The sequence below is a fragment of the Actinomadura sp. ATCC 39365 genome, assembly GCF_054392275.1.
This window is the reverse complement of record NZ_CP184335.1, coordinates 9852747-9865714: the sequence shown is the minus strand read 5'-3', so window position 1 is coordinate 9865714 and position 12968 is coordinate 9852747. Positions and strand designations below refer to the sequence as shown.

The window sequence follows — 12968 nt, the reverse complement described above, 5'->3', positions numbered from 1 at the left end:
ATTGTTTGTGGGTCTGCGGGGACTTTGTGGTATATGGCGTGTGGCTGCAAGAATTCCCCGTGGCTCAATTGGAGTGCGTACGGGCAAAGGTGGAGTGCGCTGGCTGTGCGTGTTGAGGGAGACGCGCCTCTGCTGGTGCGTGATGGGATCTGTTCTGATGAGGGCGTGACTGCTCAAATTGAGAGGCTTTCCGGCTTGGGGAAAGCGTGCCGGCCTTGGTGTAGCGCGAGGGGGCTGGCGCTGGACCGGTTGGGAGTGCAGGGCGCTCGCCGTGGTGGTCTGCACTTCAGAATCTGAGTGCGCTCGGTGTGGACAAGTAGTTGTATTCGAGCTGTGCTTCTGATCCAAGTTCAAGTCCCTTGGCGGTCTCCGGTGGTGGCTACAGGAATGACTGCTGATGGCTGGCGTGTCTCCGTGAGTTGGTTGGGGGAAGCTTCGTCGACCCTCAGGTGGCAGCGTTGAGTGGCTTGAGGTCTGTGCTGTGCGGCGTGCCTGATGGCTGCTGCATGGTGCGGTCGCAGGCAGGTGAGGATTCGGGCTGAGGCTGTGGCGAGGGCACGGTCTCAGGGGCCTGGGGGAGGGCGGGCTGAAGAGGACGAGAGGGATGCCCTCTCGGTTCTCGTGGTGGAGGTGGACGAAAAGTAGATTTGTTCTATGACTGATGTACAGGTGGTGTTTCGGAAGTACGGCGGGGCGTTGCACTGGAACCATCCGGGCACGGTGCTCGGAGATGATCAACATGGGGTTTGGGTGGCCGTGCCAGGAGGGACGGTTGCGCGCAAGGGGGATGGGCCTGCCATCACCTGGGACAACCACGCGATCATGCTGTTCCCGCGGGATGCCTGGTGGGCGGCATCGTTCAATGCGGCACCGCACCGCACCGAGGTCTATGTGGATGTCACCACGGTTCCCGAGTGGCGGGATGACGAGGTCACCATGTTGGATCTCGATCTCGACGTGATCAGGAAGCGGGATGGGCGGCTCATTCTCGACGATGAGGACGAGTTCGCTGAGCATCAGGTGGTGCTGGGGTATCCGCCGGAGTTGATCGCTGGGGCGGAAGCGAGCGCGCGGTGGCTGATGGATGCGGTCGGGGCTCGTAGAGGGCCGTTCGGGGGAGCGCACGTGAAGTGGCTTGCGATGATGGAATGAGTGTCGTCGGTTCGGATGGTGGGTTGAGCGGGGCGGCAGGCTCGGGCTTGCCTCGGTGGCTGATACGGCGGGGTGTGTTGGGCGTCGCGTGAGGCGGCTGGCACTGCTCAGGCGAGTGGCCGGAGTCCGGACTGTGATGGTGACGGGTGGCCTGGGGAGTGCCTGGTCTGTGGTGTGAACCTTGCGCCCGTCGGGGTGTGGCGGGTTGCCCGCCATGGCTTGCTGCTGGGTGGCGGCTGGTTGCGGCTTCCTTTGCTCGCGCTGCTGGTAGGTGAGTGTTCGCCTGCATCTGCGGTAAGCGTCGCGGCGGGTAGTCGGTGATGGTGGCAGGGCTGTTTGTGACCTTCGCTGAGCGGTCGATCACGCTAGGTGGTTGATCATCGCTTGGGGCATTCGTTCCCAGGGCGAGCTTTCAGCGACCTCGTGCGGGCTTTCCGTTGTGTGGACGTGAGCGCTGGGAGATCGACGTGCTGCTGGTGCATCGCTGCCCTCTGCGACGGTGGCTCGTTTCGTGGCAGGGGCATCGCTGGTGAGGAGTGGGGGCCGCTGAGTTGTTGTCTCTCCTTCTGGGGGGTGAGGTGCCGGGCCATGGCTTGGTGCTACTTCTCTAGCAGTTCCGTGTATCGGTGACCTAGGCGGCAGCCCTGTTGGTTATGGGGCATGGGACTCGCTGTGGGCTCCACCGTTGGTGGCCTCTTGGGGGCTCAGGGCTCGCCGTTGACTTGGTTCGGAACGATGATCGTCAGTGGTTCGTGGTCGGGCTTCGAGGGGACCGGTGCAGACCATTGGAACGGGGTTATTGGAGGAGACGGAGCGCGGTTGCGATGGCCGAGAGGCGGTGGGGGGACGCAAGGCCTGCGTGGTAGAGGTGAAATTCTGAGGCGCCGGCGTTGGCGTAGATCTTCAGTTGTTCGGCCAGGGCGGCTGCGTCGGCGGGGCGCGGTGGGAGGGCCAGGACGTAGGCGCCTACTCGTTGGCCAGGCGTGCACAGGTTGGCGAGGGCTGTGAGGCGGGCGGCGTCGGTGCGGGTGTCGCCCCAGCAGTTGCCCACGAGGACGTCCAGGGTTGGGTCCCCCGAGGGGAGGGCGGCGAAGGCGCCGGTGGCCCAGGGGTTCGGGTCGGCGTGCAGCGTGATGGGGATGGTCGGCGCTGTTCGCCGGGCGGCTGAGACGAGACGGCGGCGGAGGGAGGCTGACAGTCGCACCCGGGTTGCCCTTATCTCGTCGGCCAGGGGGCCGAGGGCGAGTTCCATCGTGTCGATGTGGTGCCGGGGGGTTGGATGGCCAGAGGTGTCCGAGGCCGTGGGGGTGCGGACTGTGGTGCTCTGAAAAGGCCGAGCAGCGCTTTCGGTGTCTACGCCCCGGGTGCCTGACGCTGAGCCGCTGGCTCGGGGCGCCGAACTTTGGGTCTGTAAGGCTCGGGTCTCTGAGGGCGGGGTGCCAGGGGCTCGGGTCTCTGAAACTTGGTTACCGGAACTCGAGGCCCCTGAGGGCGGTGTCTCTGAGGTTGGCCGACCGGAAGCTGAGGTATCCGAAGCCAAGGTCTCCGAGGCTGGCGTCTCTGAGGCTGAGGGCCCCGGAGTTGGGGTCTCTGAGACCGAGGGGCCCGGGGTTGAGGTCTCTGAGGCTGAGGGGTTCGGAGTTGGGGGCTCCGAGGTTGAGGGCCGCGAAGTTGGGGTTCCCGAGAGTGGGGTGCCGGGGCGTGCGGAGGGGGATTTCGGGGGGCGGGAGGTTGGGAGGACGGCCTGTGCGCTGTCTGAAGCTGTAGAGGGCGCGCATTTGGTGCGCGAGGCCGCGGGGGTGTCGGTTGTGGGCGGGGAGGCCGCGGTGGGGGTGTCGGGAACCGAAGTGGCGCTGGTTGGGGTTTCGGGGGCGAGGGCGGGGTTGGTTGGGGGTTGAGGGGCGAGGGCGGGGTTGGTTGGGGTTGCGGAGGGGGGTGGGGGGTTGGTTGGGAGGGTGGTGAGGGTGGGGGAGAGGTTGGCGGTGTCGATGATTGTGCGGACTCTTGTGGCGGTTTCTGGGGGGTACTGGGGGGCGCAGGTGGTGCAGAAGCACAAGGAGAGGAGGTCGGCGTCGGTGGGGGTCCAGTCGGCGCCGGAGGTCTTCTCGTGGACGCCCTGGTGCCCGAACCCCATCGGTCCGCACGCCTCCAGGATCAGGCCGTCCGGTTCGGCGAGGGTGAGGATCTCCGTGACGAGGGTCTCGCAGTACGCCAGGACGTCCTCGTGAGCGGGGCAGAGGGCGTACGGGTACGGGTCGCCGAAGGCGTTGCGCACGGTCAGGTCCGGGAACCGGGTTCCCAGGTAGGAGTTGTGCGTGAGGACGGTCCAGGCGTGGACCTTGAGGCCGGCCTTCCGTAGGGCCGTCTGGGCTTGGAGGTAGGCGTCCGGCGGGGTCCAGGTGGGAGCGGCGGGGACCAGGCGGGACCAGGCGTGGGGGCGGATCGGCAGGTAGAAGGCGGGATGGGCAACGTCCAGGACGCGGTGCGCCGGGTGGTACGGGGTGGCGGCGCGGGTGGAGTGGTAGCCGGCGGCAAGGGCGATCGTGTCCACGCCCAGCTCGGCCAGGCGGGTGGGGGCGGTCGGGTCGCCGACGACGTCCCAGGGGTAGACGTAGGCGACGTTCACCAGCGGGGGATCTTCGCGGAGAAGGCGGGTTCCATGCGGCGCATGTAGGTCGTGTCGTCGCGGGCGCGGATGCCGCAGGTCTCGTACTGCTCGTGCATGACCGCCAGCGCGTCGCGGTCCAGTTCGACGCCCAGGCCCGGCCCGGTGGGCACCGGTACGGCGCCGTCGACGAAGCGCAGGCTGCCGGGGAGCACCACGTCCTGGCCGTCCTGCCAGGGGGTGTGGGTGTCGCAGGCGAAGGTGAGGTTCGGGGTGGCGGCGGCCAGGTGGGTCATCGCGGCCAGGCTGATGCCGAGATGGGAGTTGGAGTGCATCGACAGGTCCAGGCCGAAGGTGCCGCAGAGGGTGGCGATGTGGGCGGACCGTACGAGGCCGCCCCAGTAGTGGTGATCCAGCAGGAGCACGCCGATCGCGCCGGCGGAGATGGCGGGGGGCAGGTGTTCGGGGGTGACGACGCACATGTTCGTGGCCAGCGGCATCGGGACGGCCCTGGCGACCTCGGCCATGCCCGCGATGCCCGGCGTGGGGTCCTCCAGGTACTGGAGGGCGCCGTCGAGTTCGCGGCCGACGCGGATGGCGGTCTCGACGGTCCAGGCGGCGTTGGGGTCGAGGCGGAGGGGGATGCCGGGGAACGCCTCGTGCAGGGCGCGGATGCCGGCGATCTCTTGGTCGGGCGGGAGGACGCCACCCTTCAGCTTGATCGAGGAGAAGCCGTGCTCCTTGATCAGGAGGGCGGCCTGCGCCACCAGGGCCGCCTCGTCGAGGGCCGGGCCGAAGCGGTCGGGGTCCGCGCCGGGATGGCCCGCCCACTTGTAGAAGAGGTAAGCGCTGTAGGGGACGGCGTCGCGGACGCGGCCGCCGAGCAGGTCCACGACGGGTACGCCGGCCGCTTTGCCGCGGATGTCCAGGCAGGCGACCTCGAAGGGCGAGAAGACCCGGTCGACGCTCTTCTCCTTGGTGGCGACGCCGGTCAGTCCGTGCAGGTCGGTCACGACGTCGCCGACGGTGCCCGCGATGCGGGCGTACATCTCGTTGGTCGCGTGGACGTCGAGCCCGAGCAGGACCTGCGCGCACTCGCGGACCTTGGTGAGGTGACCGAGGTCGCCGTAGGTCTCGCCCAGTCCGGAGATGCCCTCGTCCGTGACGATCTCGACGATGGTCCGCAGGGCCCACGGCTCGTGGACACCGGCGGCGTTCAGGAGGGGCGGATCCCGGAAGGCGACGGGGGTGACGTGGATCTGCCGGATAATCATTTCAGAACCGCCGTCCATATATATGAACAATAGCCAGATTTGTGGACAAGTTGCCGCAACTGTAAGAATCGGGCGGAGAACGTGTCAAGACTCCGAAGGGCCACTCCATGATCTACGGATACGACCCCAGAACCGGTGAGACCGTGGGCAGCGGCCTGCCCGAGACCGACAGCGCCGGGGTCGACTTGATCGTCTCCGCGGCGACGGCGGCCGGCGCCGCATGGCGCGCGACCCCGGCGGACGAGCGGGCGGCGGCGTTGGAGGCCGTCGCCGACGCGCTCACCGCGCACGTGGACGAACTGTGGCAACTCGCCGACCGGGAGACCGCGCTCGGAGAGGTACGGCTGCGGGGCGAAGTGGCGCGTACGGCCGGACAGTTCCGGCTCTTCGCCCAGGTCGTCAGGGACGGCGGTTACCTGGAGGCCGCCATCGACCACGCGGACCCGGCGCTCACGCCGCCACGGCCGGACGTGCGGCGCATGAACCATCCGCTGGCCGGGGTCGTCGCGGTGTTCGCGGCGAGCAACTTCCCGTTCGCGTTCTCGGTGGCCGGTGGGGACACCGCCTCGGCGCTGGCCGCGGGGTGTGCCGTGGTGGTCAAGGCGCATCCGGGGCATCCGAACACGTCCGAGCGGGTGGCGAAGATCGTACGGAATGCCCTGCCCTATCCGGACCTGCTGGGACTGGTGCAGGGGATGCAGGCGGGCGCCGACCTGGTACGCCACCCGCGCGTGGTCGCGGCCGGGTTCACCGGGTCGGTGGCGGGCGGCAAGGCGATCCAGAAGCTGATCGACGAGCGGGAGACGCCCATCCCCTTCTACGGGGAGCTGGGCAGTGTCAACCCCGTGGTGGTGCTGCCGTCGGCGCCGGCGCAGGAGGTGGCGAGCGGGTTCGCGGCGTCGCTGACGCTGGGGGTCGGGCAGTTCTGCACGAACCCGGGGCTCATGTTCGTGCCCGAGGACGACGAGTTGCGCAAGGCGCTGGTCGCGGCGGTCGAGAGCACCGGCGGCGGCCCCCTGCTGGCCGAGCGGATCAGGGACGGGTATCTGGGTGGGCTCGGCCGGCTCGGCGAGCTGCCGTTGCTGGCGGAGGGGAAGCCGGGGGAGGGGGCCTGGGCGGTGGCGCCCAAGGTGTTCACGACCGATCTGGAGTCGTTCGGCGAGCGGCTGCCGGGGATCGCGGAGGAGTGCTTCGGGCCGGCGGCTGTTGTGGTGACTTATCGGGAAATTTCGGAGCTGAGGAGGGTGCTGGAGCGGCTGGAGGGGTCGCTCACGGCGACCGTTCATGGCGGTGATCCGGACGAGGCCGAGGAGATCGTCGAGGTGCTCGGCCGGAAGGCGGGGCGGCTGGTCTGGAACGGATGGCCGACCGGGGTGGCGGTCTGCTGGGCGATGCATCACGGAGGGCCGTGGCCTGCCTCGACGTCGGCGTACACGTCGGTGGGGGCGACGGCGATCGGGCGGTGGGTGGCGCCGGTCGCGTACCAGGACTGGCCGGAGGCGCTGCTCCCGGACGAGCTCAAGGACGCCAACCCCCTCGGGATCCCGCGCCGGGTGGACGGCCGTCTCCAGACGGCGTGACAGGCCGCTCGCGGTCCTGGAAAGCGGCTCACCGTGAGGGGGCTCGCTCGGAGGGGAGTCGCCCTTGAGCGGGGCTCGCCGTGAGGGGTGGGGCTCGCTCGGGAGTGGACGGGGTTGTCTTGAAGGGGCGGGGCTTCTCAGGGGGTGGGCTCGCCTTGAGGGCTGAGGATCGCCCTTGAGAGGGGTTCGCTCGGAGGGTTTGGCCTCGCCTTGAAGGACGACGCTCTTTCGGAGGGCTGAGGTGGGGCGCCTTGACGGGTGGCGCTTGTTCGGAGGGCGGAGGTGGGGCGCCTCGAAAAGGACGCTCGTTCTCAGGGGCGGGACGCGTTGAGGTGGGGCTCGCCTTGAGGGATCGTTCGGAGGGGGCTCACCTTAGGGGGTCTGATGCAGGGTGGGCGTGCTTTGGAGCCCCGAGTGGGCGGCGCTTCTCGGAGGAGGGTGGCGCGACAGGTCGGCCGGGGGCTGAGGGATGGCAGGGCGTGTTGTGATGGCGGTGGCGGCTGATAGCCCCCGGCGTCGGCTCTAGTTGGAGTGGCACCCGGGGTCAGGACGCGGCTAGTTCGAGGCCTTTTGTGGTGAGGTGGCGCAAGGTGGCCAGGTGGTCGGGGGTCGGGTCCGTCAAGGGGGCGCGGACGCCGCCCACGTCCAGCCCCCGCATCCGTACGCCCGCCTTGACCAGCGAAACCGCGTACCCCGGCACCAGGTCCCGCAACTCCACCAGCGGCAGGTAGAACCCGGTGAGCAGCCGTTGCACGAGCATCTCGTCCCCGCCCGTCACCGCCTTGTGGAAGGCCAGCGCGATCTCGGGCGCGAAGGCGAACACCGCGCTGGAGTACAGGCTCACCCCGAGCCCCCGGTAGGCGGGCACGGTCAGCTCGGCGGTGGGCAGTCCGTTGAAGAACGTGAAGTCCCGGGCGGGCGCGGCCGCCCGGACGGTCAGGATGATGCGCTGGAGCAGGTCGAGGTCGCCCAGCCCGTCCTTGAAGCCGATCACGTTCGGCAGGGCGGCGAGCTCGGCCACGGCGGCGGGGGAGAAGCGCGCGTTCCCCCGCTGGTAGACGACGACCGGCAGGTCGGTGGCCGCCGCGACCTCGCGCACGTACCGCACCAGTCCCGCGGGCGGGGCGCTGACCAGGTACGGCGGCAGCAGCAGCAACCCGTCGGCCCCGCTGTCGGCGGCGGCCCGCGCGGCGGCCCTGGCGGTGGGCAGCGGCCCGCCCGCGCCGCCGAACACGGGCACGCGCCCGCGCGCCGCCGCCACCGACGTGGTCATGACCTTGGCGTAGTCGGCGAGGTCGAGGGCGTTGTACTCACCGGTGCCGCAGGCGGCGAACACTGCTCCCGCCCCGGCCGCGACCCCGGCGGAGACGTGCTCGGCCAGCACCGGCTCCGAGACGGCGCCGTCGCCGTCGAAGGGGGTCACGGGAAAGAAGAGAACACCATCCAGCCGCATCGGCAGTCCTTCCAACGAGGGGGTCTAGCGGATGCCCTCCCTGCGCAGAGTGGCAGCCAGCTTGCGGGTGTGCTTGATCACCGCTTCGGTGATCCGCTCGATCTCGGCGGGCGGCAGCGCGGCCGGCATCGAGCAGCTGATCGCGTCTGTGGCCGGGATGCGGTAGTCGACCGCCACGGCCACGCAGGCCACGCCGCGGGTGCCCTGCTCGCGTTCGAGGGCCCAGCCGCGGGTGCGCACCTGGTCGAGCTCGCCGGTCAGCTTGGTCAGGTCGGTGATGGTGTGCTCGGTCAGCGCCCGCAGCGGGTCGGGCAGCAGGGCCACGACCTCGTCGTCGGTGAGCTGGGCGAGCAGCACCTGGCCGAGCGCGGTGACGTGGGCGGGCAGCCGCCGGCCCACCCTGGGGATCACGTGGCCGGCCTCGCGCGACTCGCGGGTGGCCAGGTAGAGGACGTGGGCCTCGTCCCTGCGGGCGAAGTGCACGGTCTGGCCGATCTCGTCCCGCAGGTCCTCCAGGGTCTCCTGGGCGAAGCGCAGGGCCGGGTCCTTGTCGAGGTAGGCGGTGCCGGTCAGCAGGGCGTGCGGCCCGATCCCGAACGCCGACCTGGTCGTGTCGGTCTCGACCCAGTTGAGCTCGACGAGGGTGCGCATGAGGGCGTGGAGGCTGCTGCGCGGGAAGCCGGTGCGCCGCTGGAGCTCCGACAGCGTCATGGGGGCGGAGGACTCCGCCAGGGTCTCCAGGATGCGTACGGTCCGCTCGGCGGACTTGACCAGCTGTGGCTCCATACTCGTCCCATCTCGGCGGCGGCTTCAGGGTGTCAGGATATGGGATCCCGTCCAGATACATGGACATCAACCCTTGATCGCGCCACTTGTCAGACCCCGCATGAACTGCCGCTGGAACGCCAGGAACGCGATGATCGACGGCAGCAGCGCCAGCAGGGAGGCCGCGAGCAGCACGCCGATGCCGACCTCCTCGTCGGAGCGGAGGGAACGCAGGGCGATGGGCAGGGTCCAGGTGCTGGAGTCCGTCGAGACGATCAGCGGCAGCAGGTACTGGTCCCAGATCATGGTGAAGCCGAAGACGCCGATCACGCCGAGCGCCGGACGGCACAGCGGCACGATGATCGTCGCGAAGATGCGCAGCTCGCCCGCGCCGTCGATGCGAGCGGCCTCCTCCAGCTCGACCGGCACCTCCTTCATGAACTCCGTCATGACCAGGATCGAGAAGCCCCAGGCGCCGACGGGCAGGATCATCCCGGCGTACGTGCCGATCAGGTTGAGGTGCAGGACGGGCAGGTCGGCGAGGACGAGCGACAGCGGGATCGCGATGATCTCCTCGGGCAGCATCATCGTGGCCAGCATGAGCAGCATCACCACGGTCATGCCGCGGAACCTCCTGCGCGCCAGCGAGTACGCCGCGAACACGCTCACCAGCAGTTGCAGCAGCAACCCGAACCCCACGACGACGAAGGAGTTGACCAGGTACAGGTAGACGTTCTTCTCCCCGGCCTGGACGAAGTTCTCCAGCGTGAGGTCGTCCGGCCACAACGAGAAGGACGTCGGGTCGAGCGTCCTGCTGAACGCGCTGACCAGCAGCCCTATCAGCGGCCCGGTGAAGACCAGGACCATCGCCGAGTAGAGCACCACCTTCCCGGCGGTGGCCGCCGGCCCCTTGCGCGCCTCCAGGCCCAGGGCGCTGTCGAACCTCATGTCGCCTGCCTCCTGCGCAGCGTCTGCACGACCAGGGTGAGCGCCAGCGTGGCCAGGAACAGCACGATCCCGCCCGCCGCGGCCACCCCCAGCTCGTTCTTCTGGAAGCCGAGCTTGTAGATCAGCGTCATCAGCACCTCCGACGAGCCGTTGGGGCCGCCGTTGGTCAGGACGTAGACCTCGACGAACACCCGCAGCCCGCGGATGGCCGCCAGCGTGAACAGGATCCAGAACACCGGCCGCAACGCCGGCAACGTGATGTGCCGCAGCCGGTGCCGGGTGGCGGCGCCGTCGACGGCGGCGGCCTCGTACAGGCTGCGGTCCACGCCGACCAGCCCGGCCAGGAAGATCATCATGTCGTACGGCGTCCCGCGCCAGACGCTCATCATCATGATCGACCAGAGCGAGGAGTCCTCGCTGCCCAGCCACGGTTGCGGATCGACGCCCGCCCAGCCGATGACGACGTTGAGCAGGCCGGTGTCGCCCGGATGGAACATGATCCGCCACACCTCGGCCACCGCCGCCATCGTGGTGACGACCGGGAGGAAGGCCGCGGTCCTGACGAACCACAGGTAACGGGCGGGCCCCTCGATGAGCAGCGCGAGCACGAGCCCGAGCAGGAGCGAGCCGACCGTGGTGCCGAGCGCCAGCACGAGGCTGTGCCAGACGGCCGAGACGAACGCGTCGTCCGCGATGATCGTGCGGTAGTTGTCGAGGCCGACCCATTCGTCGGAGGCGTACTGGACCTTGTTGAAGCTCTTCCACAGGCCCAGGGCCATCGGGATGAACTTGAAGTAGAGGAACAGCAGCAGGGCGGGCGCGAGGAACAGCCAGGCGACCAGCGTTCCGCGCCGCCGCGCCCGCCCGGCGCGGCGGCGCGGGGCGGCCGTCGTGGCCGGCGTCCCCGTGGCGGTCGCGGTCATGACGCTTTCTGACTCCGCAGTTCCTGGTTCAGCCTGGCGGTCAGCTCGGCCATCTTGGCCTTGACGTCGGCGCCGCAGTCGGCCCACACGGTGTTGATGACGTCGGCCGAGTCCTGCCGGATGGGCGCCCAGTTGGGCACCGGCGGCGCGTAGACGGCGTGCTCGTAGGACTCCTGGAACACCTTCCAGCGCGGGTCCTGCCGCTCGGCGGCCAGGTCGACGCCCTTGTTCACGGGCAGGCGGACGATGGCGCCGTTGGCGTCCTTGTTCATGCCGATCCGCTGGCCTTCGGGGGAGATCGCGAACTCGGCGAACTTCTTCTGGGCGTCGGCCATGTCCGAGCCGACCATGAGGTAGACGTTCTCGCCCTCGCCGAGGGTGCCGGGGCCGCCGGACGGGCCCTTGGGCACCGGCAGCACCTCGATCCTGTCGGTCCCGACGCTCTTGACGAACCGGGCCAGCACGTACGGTCCGACCAGGTAGATGCCGCCCTGCCCCTTCTCGAACACCTCGTGGGTGACGGTGGTGTCGTTGCTCACCGCGCCCGGGTTGACCGTCTTGGCCGTGCAGAACTGGTCCTGGAGGTACTTGACGGCCTCGACCGTCCTGGGGTCGTCCGTCATCGCGGCGAACTTGCCGGGTCCGGTGGGCTTCACGAAGTCGCCGCCGTTGGCGTAGACGAGGGAGGAGGCGTACCAGGAGGCGTAGCCGCGTTTGGTGCCGGCCGGGATCACGAAGCCCGTGGTGTCCTTCTGCCCGTTGCCGTCCGGGTCCTTCTCGGTGAAGGCGCGGGCCAGCGCGGCCAGGTCCGCCCAGGTGGCCGGTGGTCGCATGCCGACCTTCTCGCGCCAGTCCCTGCGCACTATGAGGGCGAAGGCCTGTGCGGAGAAGGGCGCGCCGTAGAACTTGCCGTCGGAGCCGGTGGCCGCCTTCCAGGCCAGGTCCGAGAGTTGGTCGCCGCCGGCCAGCCGGCCCTTGTCGACCTCCTGCAGCCAGCCCTGCGAATGCATGTTGCCGAGTTGGGCGGTGTCGTTGATGACGATGTCGGGAAGCGCCTTCTGGGCGGCCTGCTGGTTGAGTTTCGTCTCGAAGTCGTCGAAGAGCGCGACGACTTTGGTCCTGACGCCGGCGGCCTTGGTGAATGCGTCGGCCAGTTTCACCGCCGTCTTCGCGGAATCGGAGTCGGGCGGTTGCCTGATCCAGATCTCCAGCGTGTCGTTCTTGCCCGATCCCCCGGAACCGCAGCCCGTCAGCGTTGCGGCCAGGGCCGCGGCGAGCGCGGCCCCCAGCAAACGGCGTGACATCAGACCGCCTCCCGTTCACATACGTGGACACGTGTCGTGTGCATGAACTCGTTCCTGTGACGGTAACTATCGCGGCACAAGGCGGTCAATATTCAAGTATGTGAATTTGAATCAGAATTGTGTACAACGGTTGGCATGCGCATTCTGATGACCGGCGCCGCGGGAAAAGTCGGCACGCTGCTCCGTCCCCGGCTCGCCCGTCCAGGCCGTACGCTGCGGCTCTCCGACCTCCAGCCGGTCGAGCCGGGACCGGACGAGGAATGGGCGGGCGCCGACCTGGCCGACCGCGCGGCCATGGCCGAGGCCATGAAGGGCGTGGACGCCGTCCTCCACCTGGGCGGCCAGAGCCGCGAGCGCCCGTGGGAGGACATCGTGCACGCCAACGTCCACGGCGCCCAGGTCCTCATGGAGGCCGCCAGGAACGAGGGCGTCCGGCACCTGGTGCTCATGGGCAGCCACCACGCGGCCGGCTTCCACACCAGGCCGCGGGACGGCTCGGACCTGCCCGACTACGCCTTCCCGCGCCCCGACACCTTCTACGGCGTCAGCAAGGTCGTCATGGAGGCCCTGGGCAGCCTGTATCACGACCGGTTCGGCATGAACGTGACCGTGATCAGGCTCGGCACCTGCAACGAGGGCTCGGCCGACACCCGCGGCCTGGCCACCTGGATCTCGCCCGGCGACCTCGCCCGCCTGGTCGAGGCCGCGCTGGTCGCGCCCGGCTACCACGTCGTCTGGGGCGTCTCGGACAACGCCCGCCGGTGGTGGTCGCTGCGGGAGGCCCGCCGCCTCGGCTACGAGCCCCGCGACGACTCCGAGCCGCAGGCCGCCGCCCTCGTCGCCGAACAGGGCGAGCCCGACCTGTCGGACCCGGTGCACGACCGCGCCGGCGGGGTGTTCACGCTCAACGAACTCGGCGGTTCGTGGTAGGCAAACGGTTGCAGAAACCTTGACGCCAGGACCG

Annotated in this window: 9 protein-coding genes; 3 read left to right on the top strand and 6 right to left on the bottom strand. The window is 69.2% G+C overall.

All coding sequences use genetic code 11. The features are described from left to right. Positions 1 to 654: 654 nt before the first annotated feature. On the top strand, positions 655 to 1152 hold the full coding sequence (locus ACNF49_RS47135) for a DUF402 domain-containing protein (RefSeq protein ID WP_482941785.1): 498 nt from the start codon (positions 655 to 657) through the stop codon (positions 1150 to 1152). A gap of 2622 nt (positions 1153 to 3774) precedes the next feature. Here ACNF49_RS47135 and ACNF49_RS47130 read toward each other — a convergent pair. Further along, positions 3775 to 5031 carry an enolase C-terminal domain-like protein gene (locus ACNF49_RS47130; protein ID WP_482941784.1) on the bottom strand — a complete coding sequence of 419 codons (1257 nt, stop codon included), beginning with the start codon at positions 5029 to 5031 and terminating at the stop codon, positions 3775 to 3777. A 107-nt stretch (positions 5032 to 5138) separates the two neighbouring features. Here ACNF49_RS47130 and ACNF49_RS47125 point away from each other — a divergent pair, with 107 nt between their 5' ends. Beyond that, entirely contained in the window at positions 5139 to 6611 is a 1473-nt protein-coding gene (locus ACNF49_RS47125; protein ID WP_482941783.1) for an aldehyde dehydrogenase (NADP(+)), read from the top strand. Positions 6612 to 7155: 544 nt separating this feature from the next. On the opposite strand, the gene ACNF49_RS47120 is transcribed toward ACNF49_RS47125, so the two are convergent. The 5 genes from ACNF49_RS47120 to ACNF49_RS47100 form a co-directional block, all read right to left on the bottom strand. After that, positions 7156 to 8064, bottom strand: coding sequence for a 5-dehydro-4-deoxyglucarate dehydratase (locus ACNF49_RS47120; RefSeq protein WP_482941782.1), 909 nt, complete (start codon positions 8062 to 8064; stop codon positions 7156 to 7158). Between the two features lie 24 nt (positions 8065 to 8088). Continuing rightward, positions 8089 to 8850 carry an IclR family transcriptional regulator gene (locus tag ACNF49_RS47115; protein ID WP_482941781.1) on the bottom strand — a complete coding sequence of 254 codons (762 nt, stop codon included), beginning with the start codon at positions 8848 to 8850 and terminating at the stop codon, positions 8089 to 8091. A 66-nt stretch (positions 8851 to 8916) separates the two neighbouring features. Next, positions 8917 to 9777: a carbohydrate ABC transporter permease gene (locus tag ACNF49_RS47110; protein WP_357985730.1), complete on the bottom strand. Its 861-nt coding sequence runs from the start codon at positions 9775 to 9777 to the stop codon at positions 8917 to 8919. Continuing rightward, entirely contained in the window at positions 9774 to 10700 is a 927-nt protein-coding gene (locus ACNF49_RS47105) for a carbohydrate ABC transporter permease (RefSeq protein ID WP_482941780.1), read from the bottom strand. The genes ACNF49_RS47110 and ACNF49_RS47105 overlap by 4 nt, the downstream gene beginning before the upstream one ends. Then, positions 10697 to 12004: a sugar ABC transporter substrate-binding protein gene (locus tag ACNF49_RS47100; RefSeq protein ID WP_482941779.1), complete on the bottom strand. Its 1308-nt coding sequence runs from the start codon at positions 12002 to 12004 to the stop codon at positions 10697 to 10699. Before ACNF49_RS47100 ends, ACNF49_RS47105 begins: the two co-directional genes overlap by 4 nt. A 135-nt stretch (positions 12005 to 12139) precedes the next feature. On the opposite strand from ACNF49_RS47100, the gene ACNF49_RS47095 reads away from it, so the two are divergent. After that, entirely contained in the window at positions 12140 to 12934 is a 795-nt protein-coding gene (locus tag ACNF49_RS47095) for an NAD-dependent epimerase/dehydratase family protein (protein ID WP_482941778.1), read from the top strand. Positions 12935 to 12968: the final 34 nt, after the last annotated feature.

Excerpts from the sequence above, each read along its gene's own strand:
- ACNF49_RS47135 (WP_482941785.1), top strand. The coding sequence starts at position 655 with ATGACTGATGTACAGGTGGTGTTTCGGAAGTACGGCGGGGCGTTGCAC.
- ACNF49_RS47130 (WP_482941784.1), bottom strand. The coding sequence starts at position 5,031 with ATGATTATCCGGCAGATCCACGTCACCCCCGTCGCCTTCCGGGATCCG.
- ACNF49_RS47125 (WP_482941783.1), top strand. The coding sequence starts at position 5,139 with ATGATCTACGGATACGACCCCAGAACCGGTGAGACCGTGGGCAGCGGC.
- ACNF49_RS47120 (WP_482941782.1), bottom strand. The coding sequence starts at position 8,064 with ATGCGGCTGGATGGTGTTCTCTTCTTTCCCGTGACCCCCTTCGACGGC.
- ACNF49_RS47115 (WP_482941781.1), bottom strand. The coding sequence starts at position 8,850 with ATGGAGCCACAGCTGGTCAAGTCCGCCGAGCGGACCGTACGCATCCTG.
- ACNF49_RS47110 (WP_357985730.1), bottom strand. The coding sequence starts at position 9,777 with ATGAGGTTCGACAGCGCCCTGGGCCTGGAGGCGCGCAAGGGGCCGGCG.
- ACNF49_RS47105 (WP_482941780.1), bottom strand. The coding sequence starts at position 10,700 with ATGACCGCGACCGCCACGGGGACGCCGGCCACGACGGCCGCCCCGCGC.
- ACNF49_RS47100 (WP_482941779.1), bottom strand. The coding sequence starts at position 12,004 with ATGTCACGCCGTTTGCTGGGGGCCGCGCTCGCCGCGGCCCTGGCCGCA.
- ACNF49_RS47095 (WP_482941778.1), top strand. The coding sequence starts at position 12,140 with ATGCGCATTCTGATGACCGGCGCCGCGGGAAAAGTCGGCACGCTGCTC.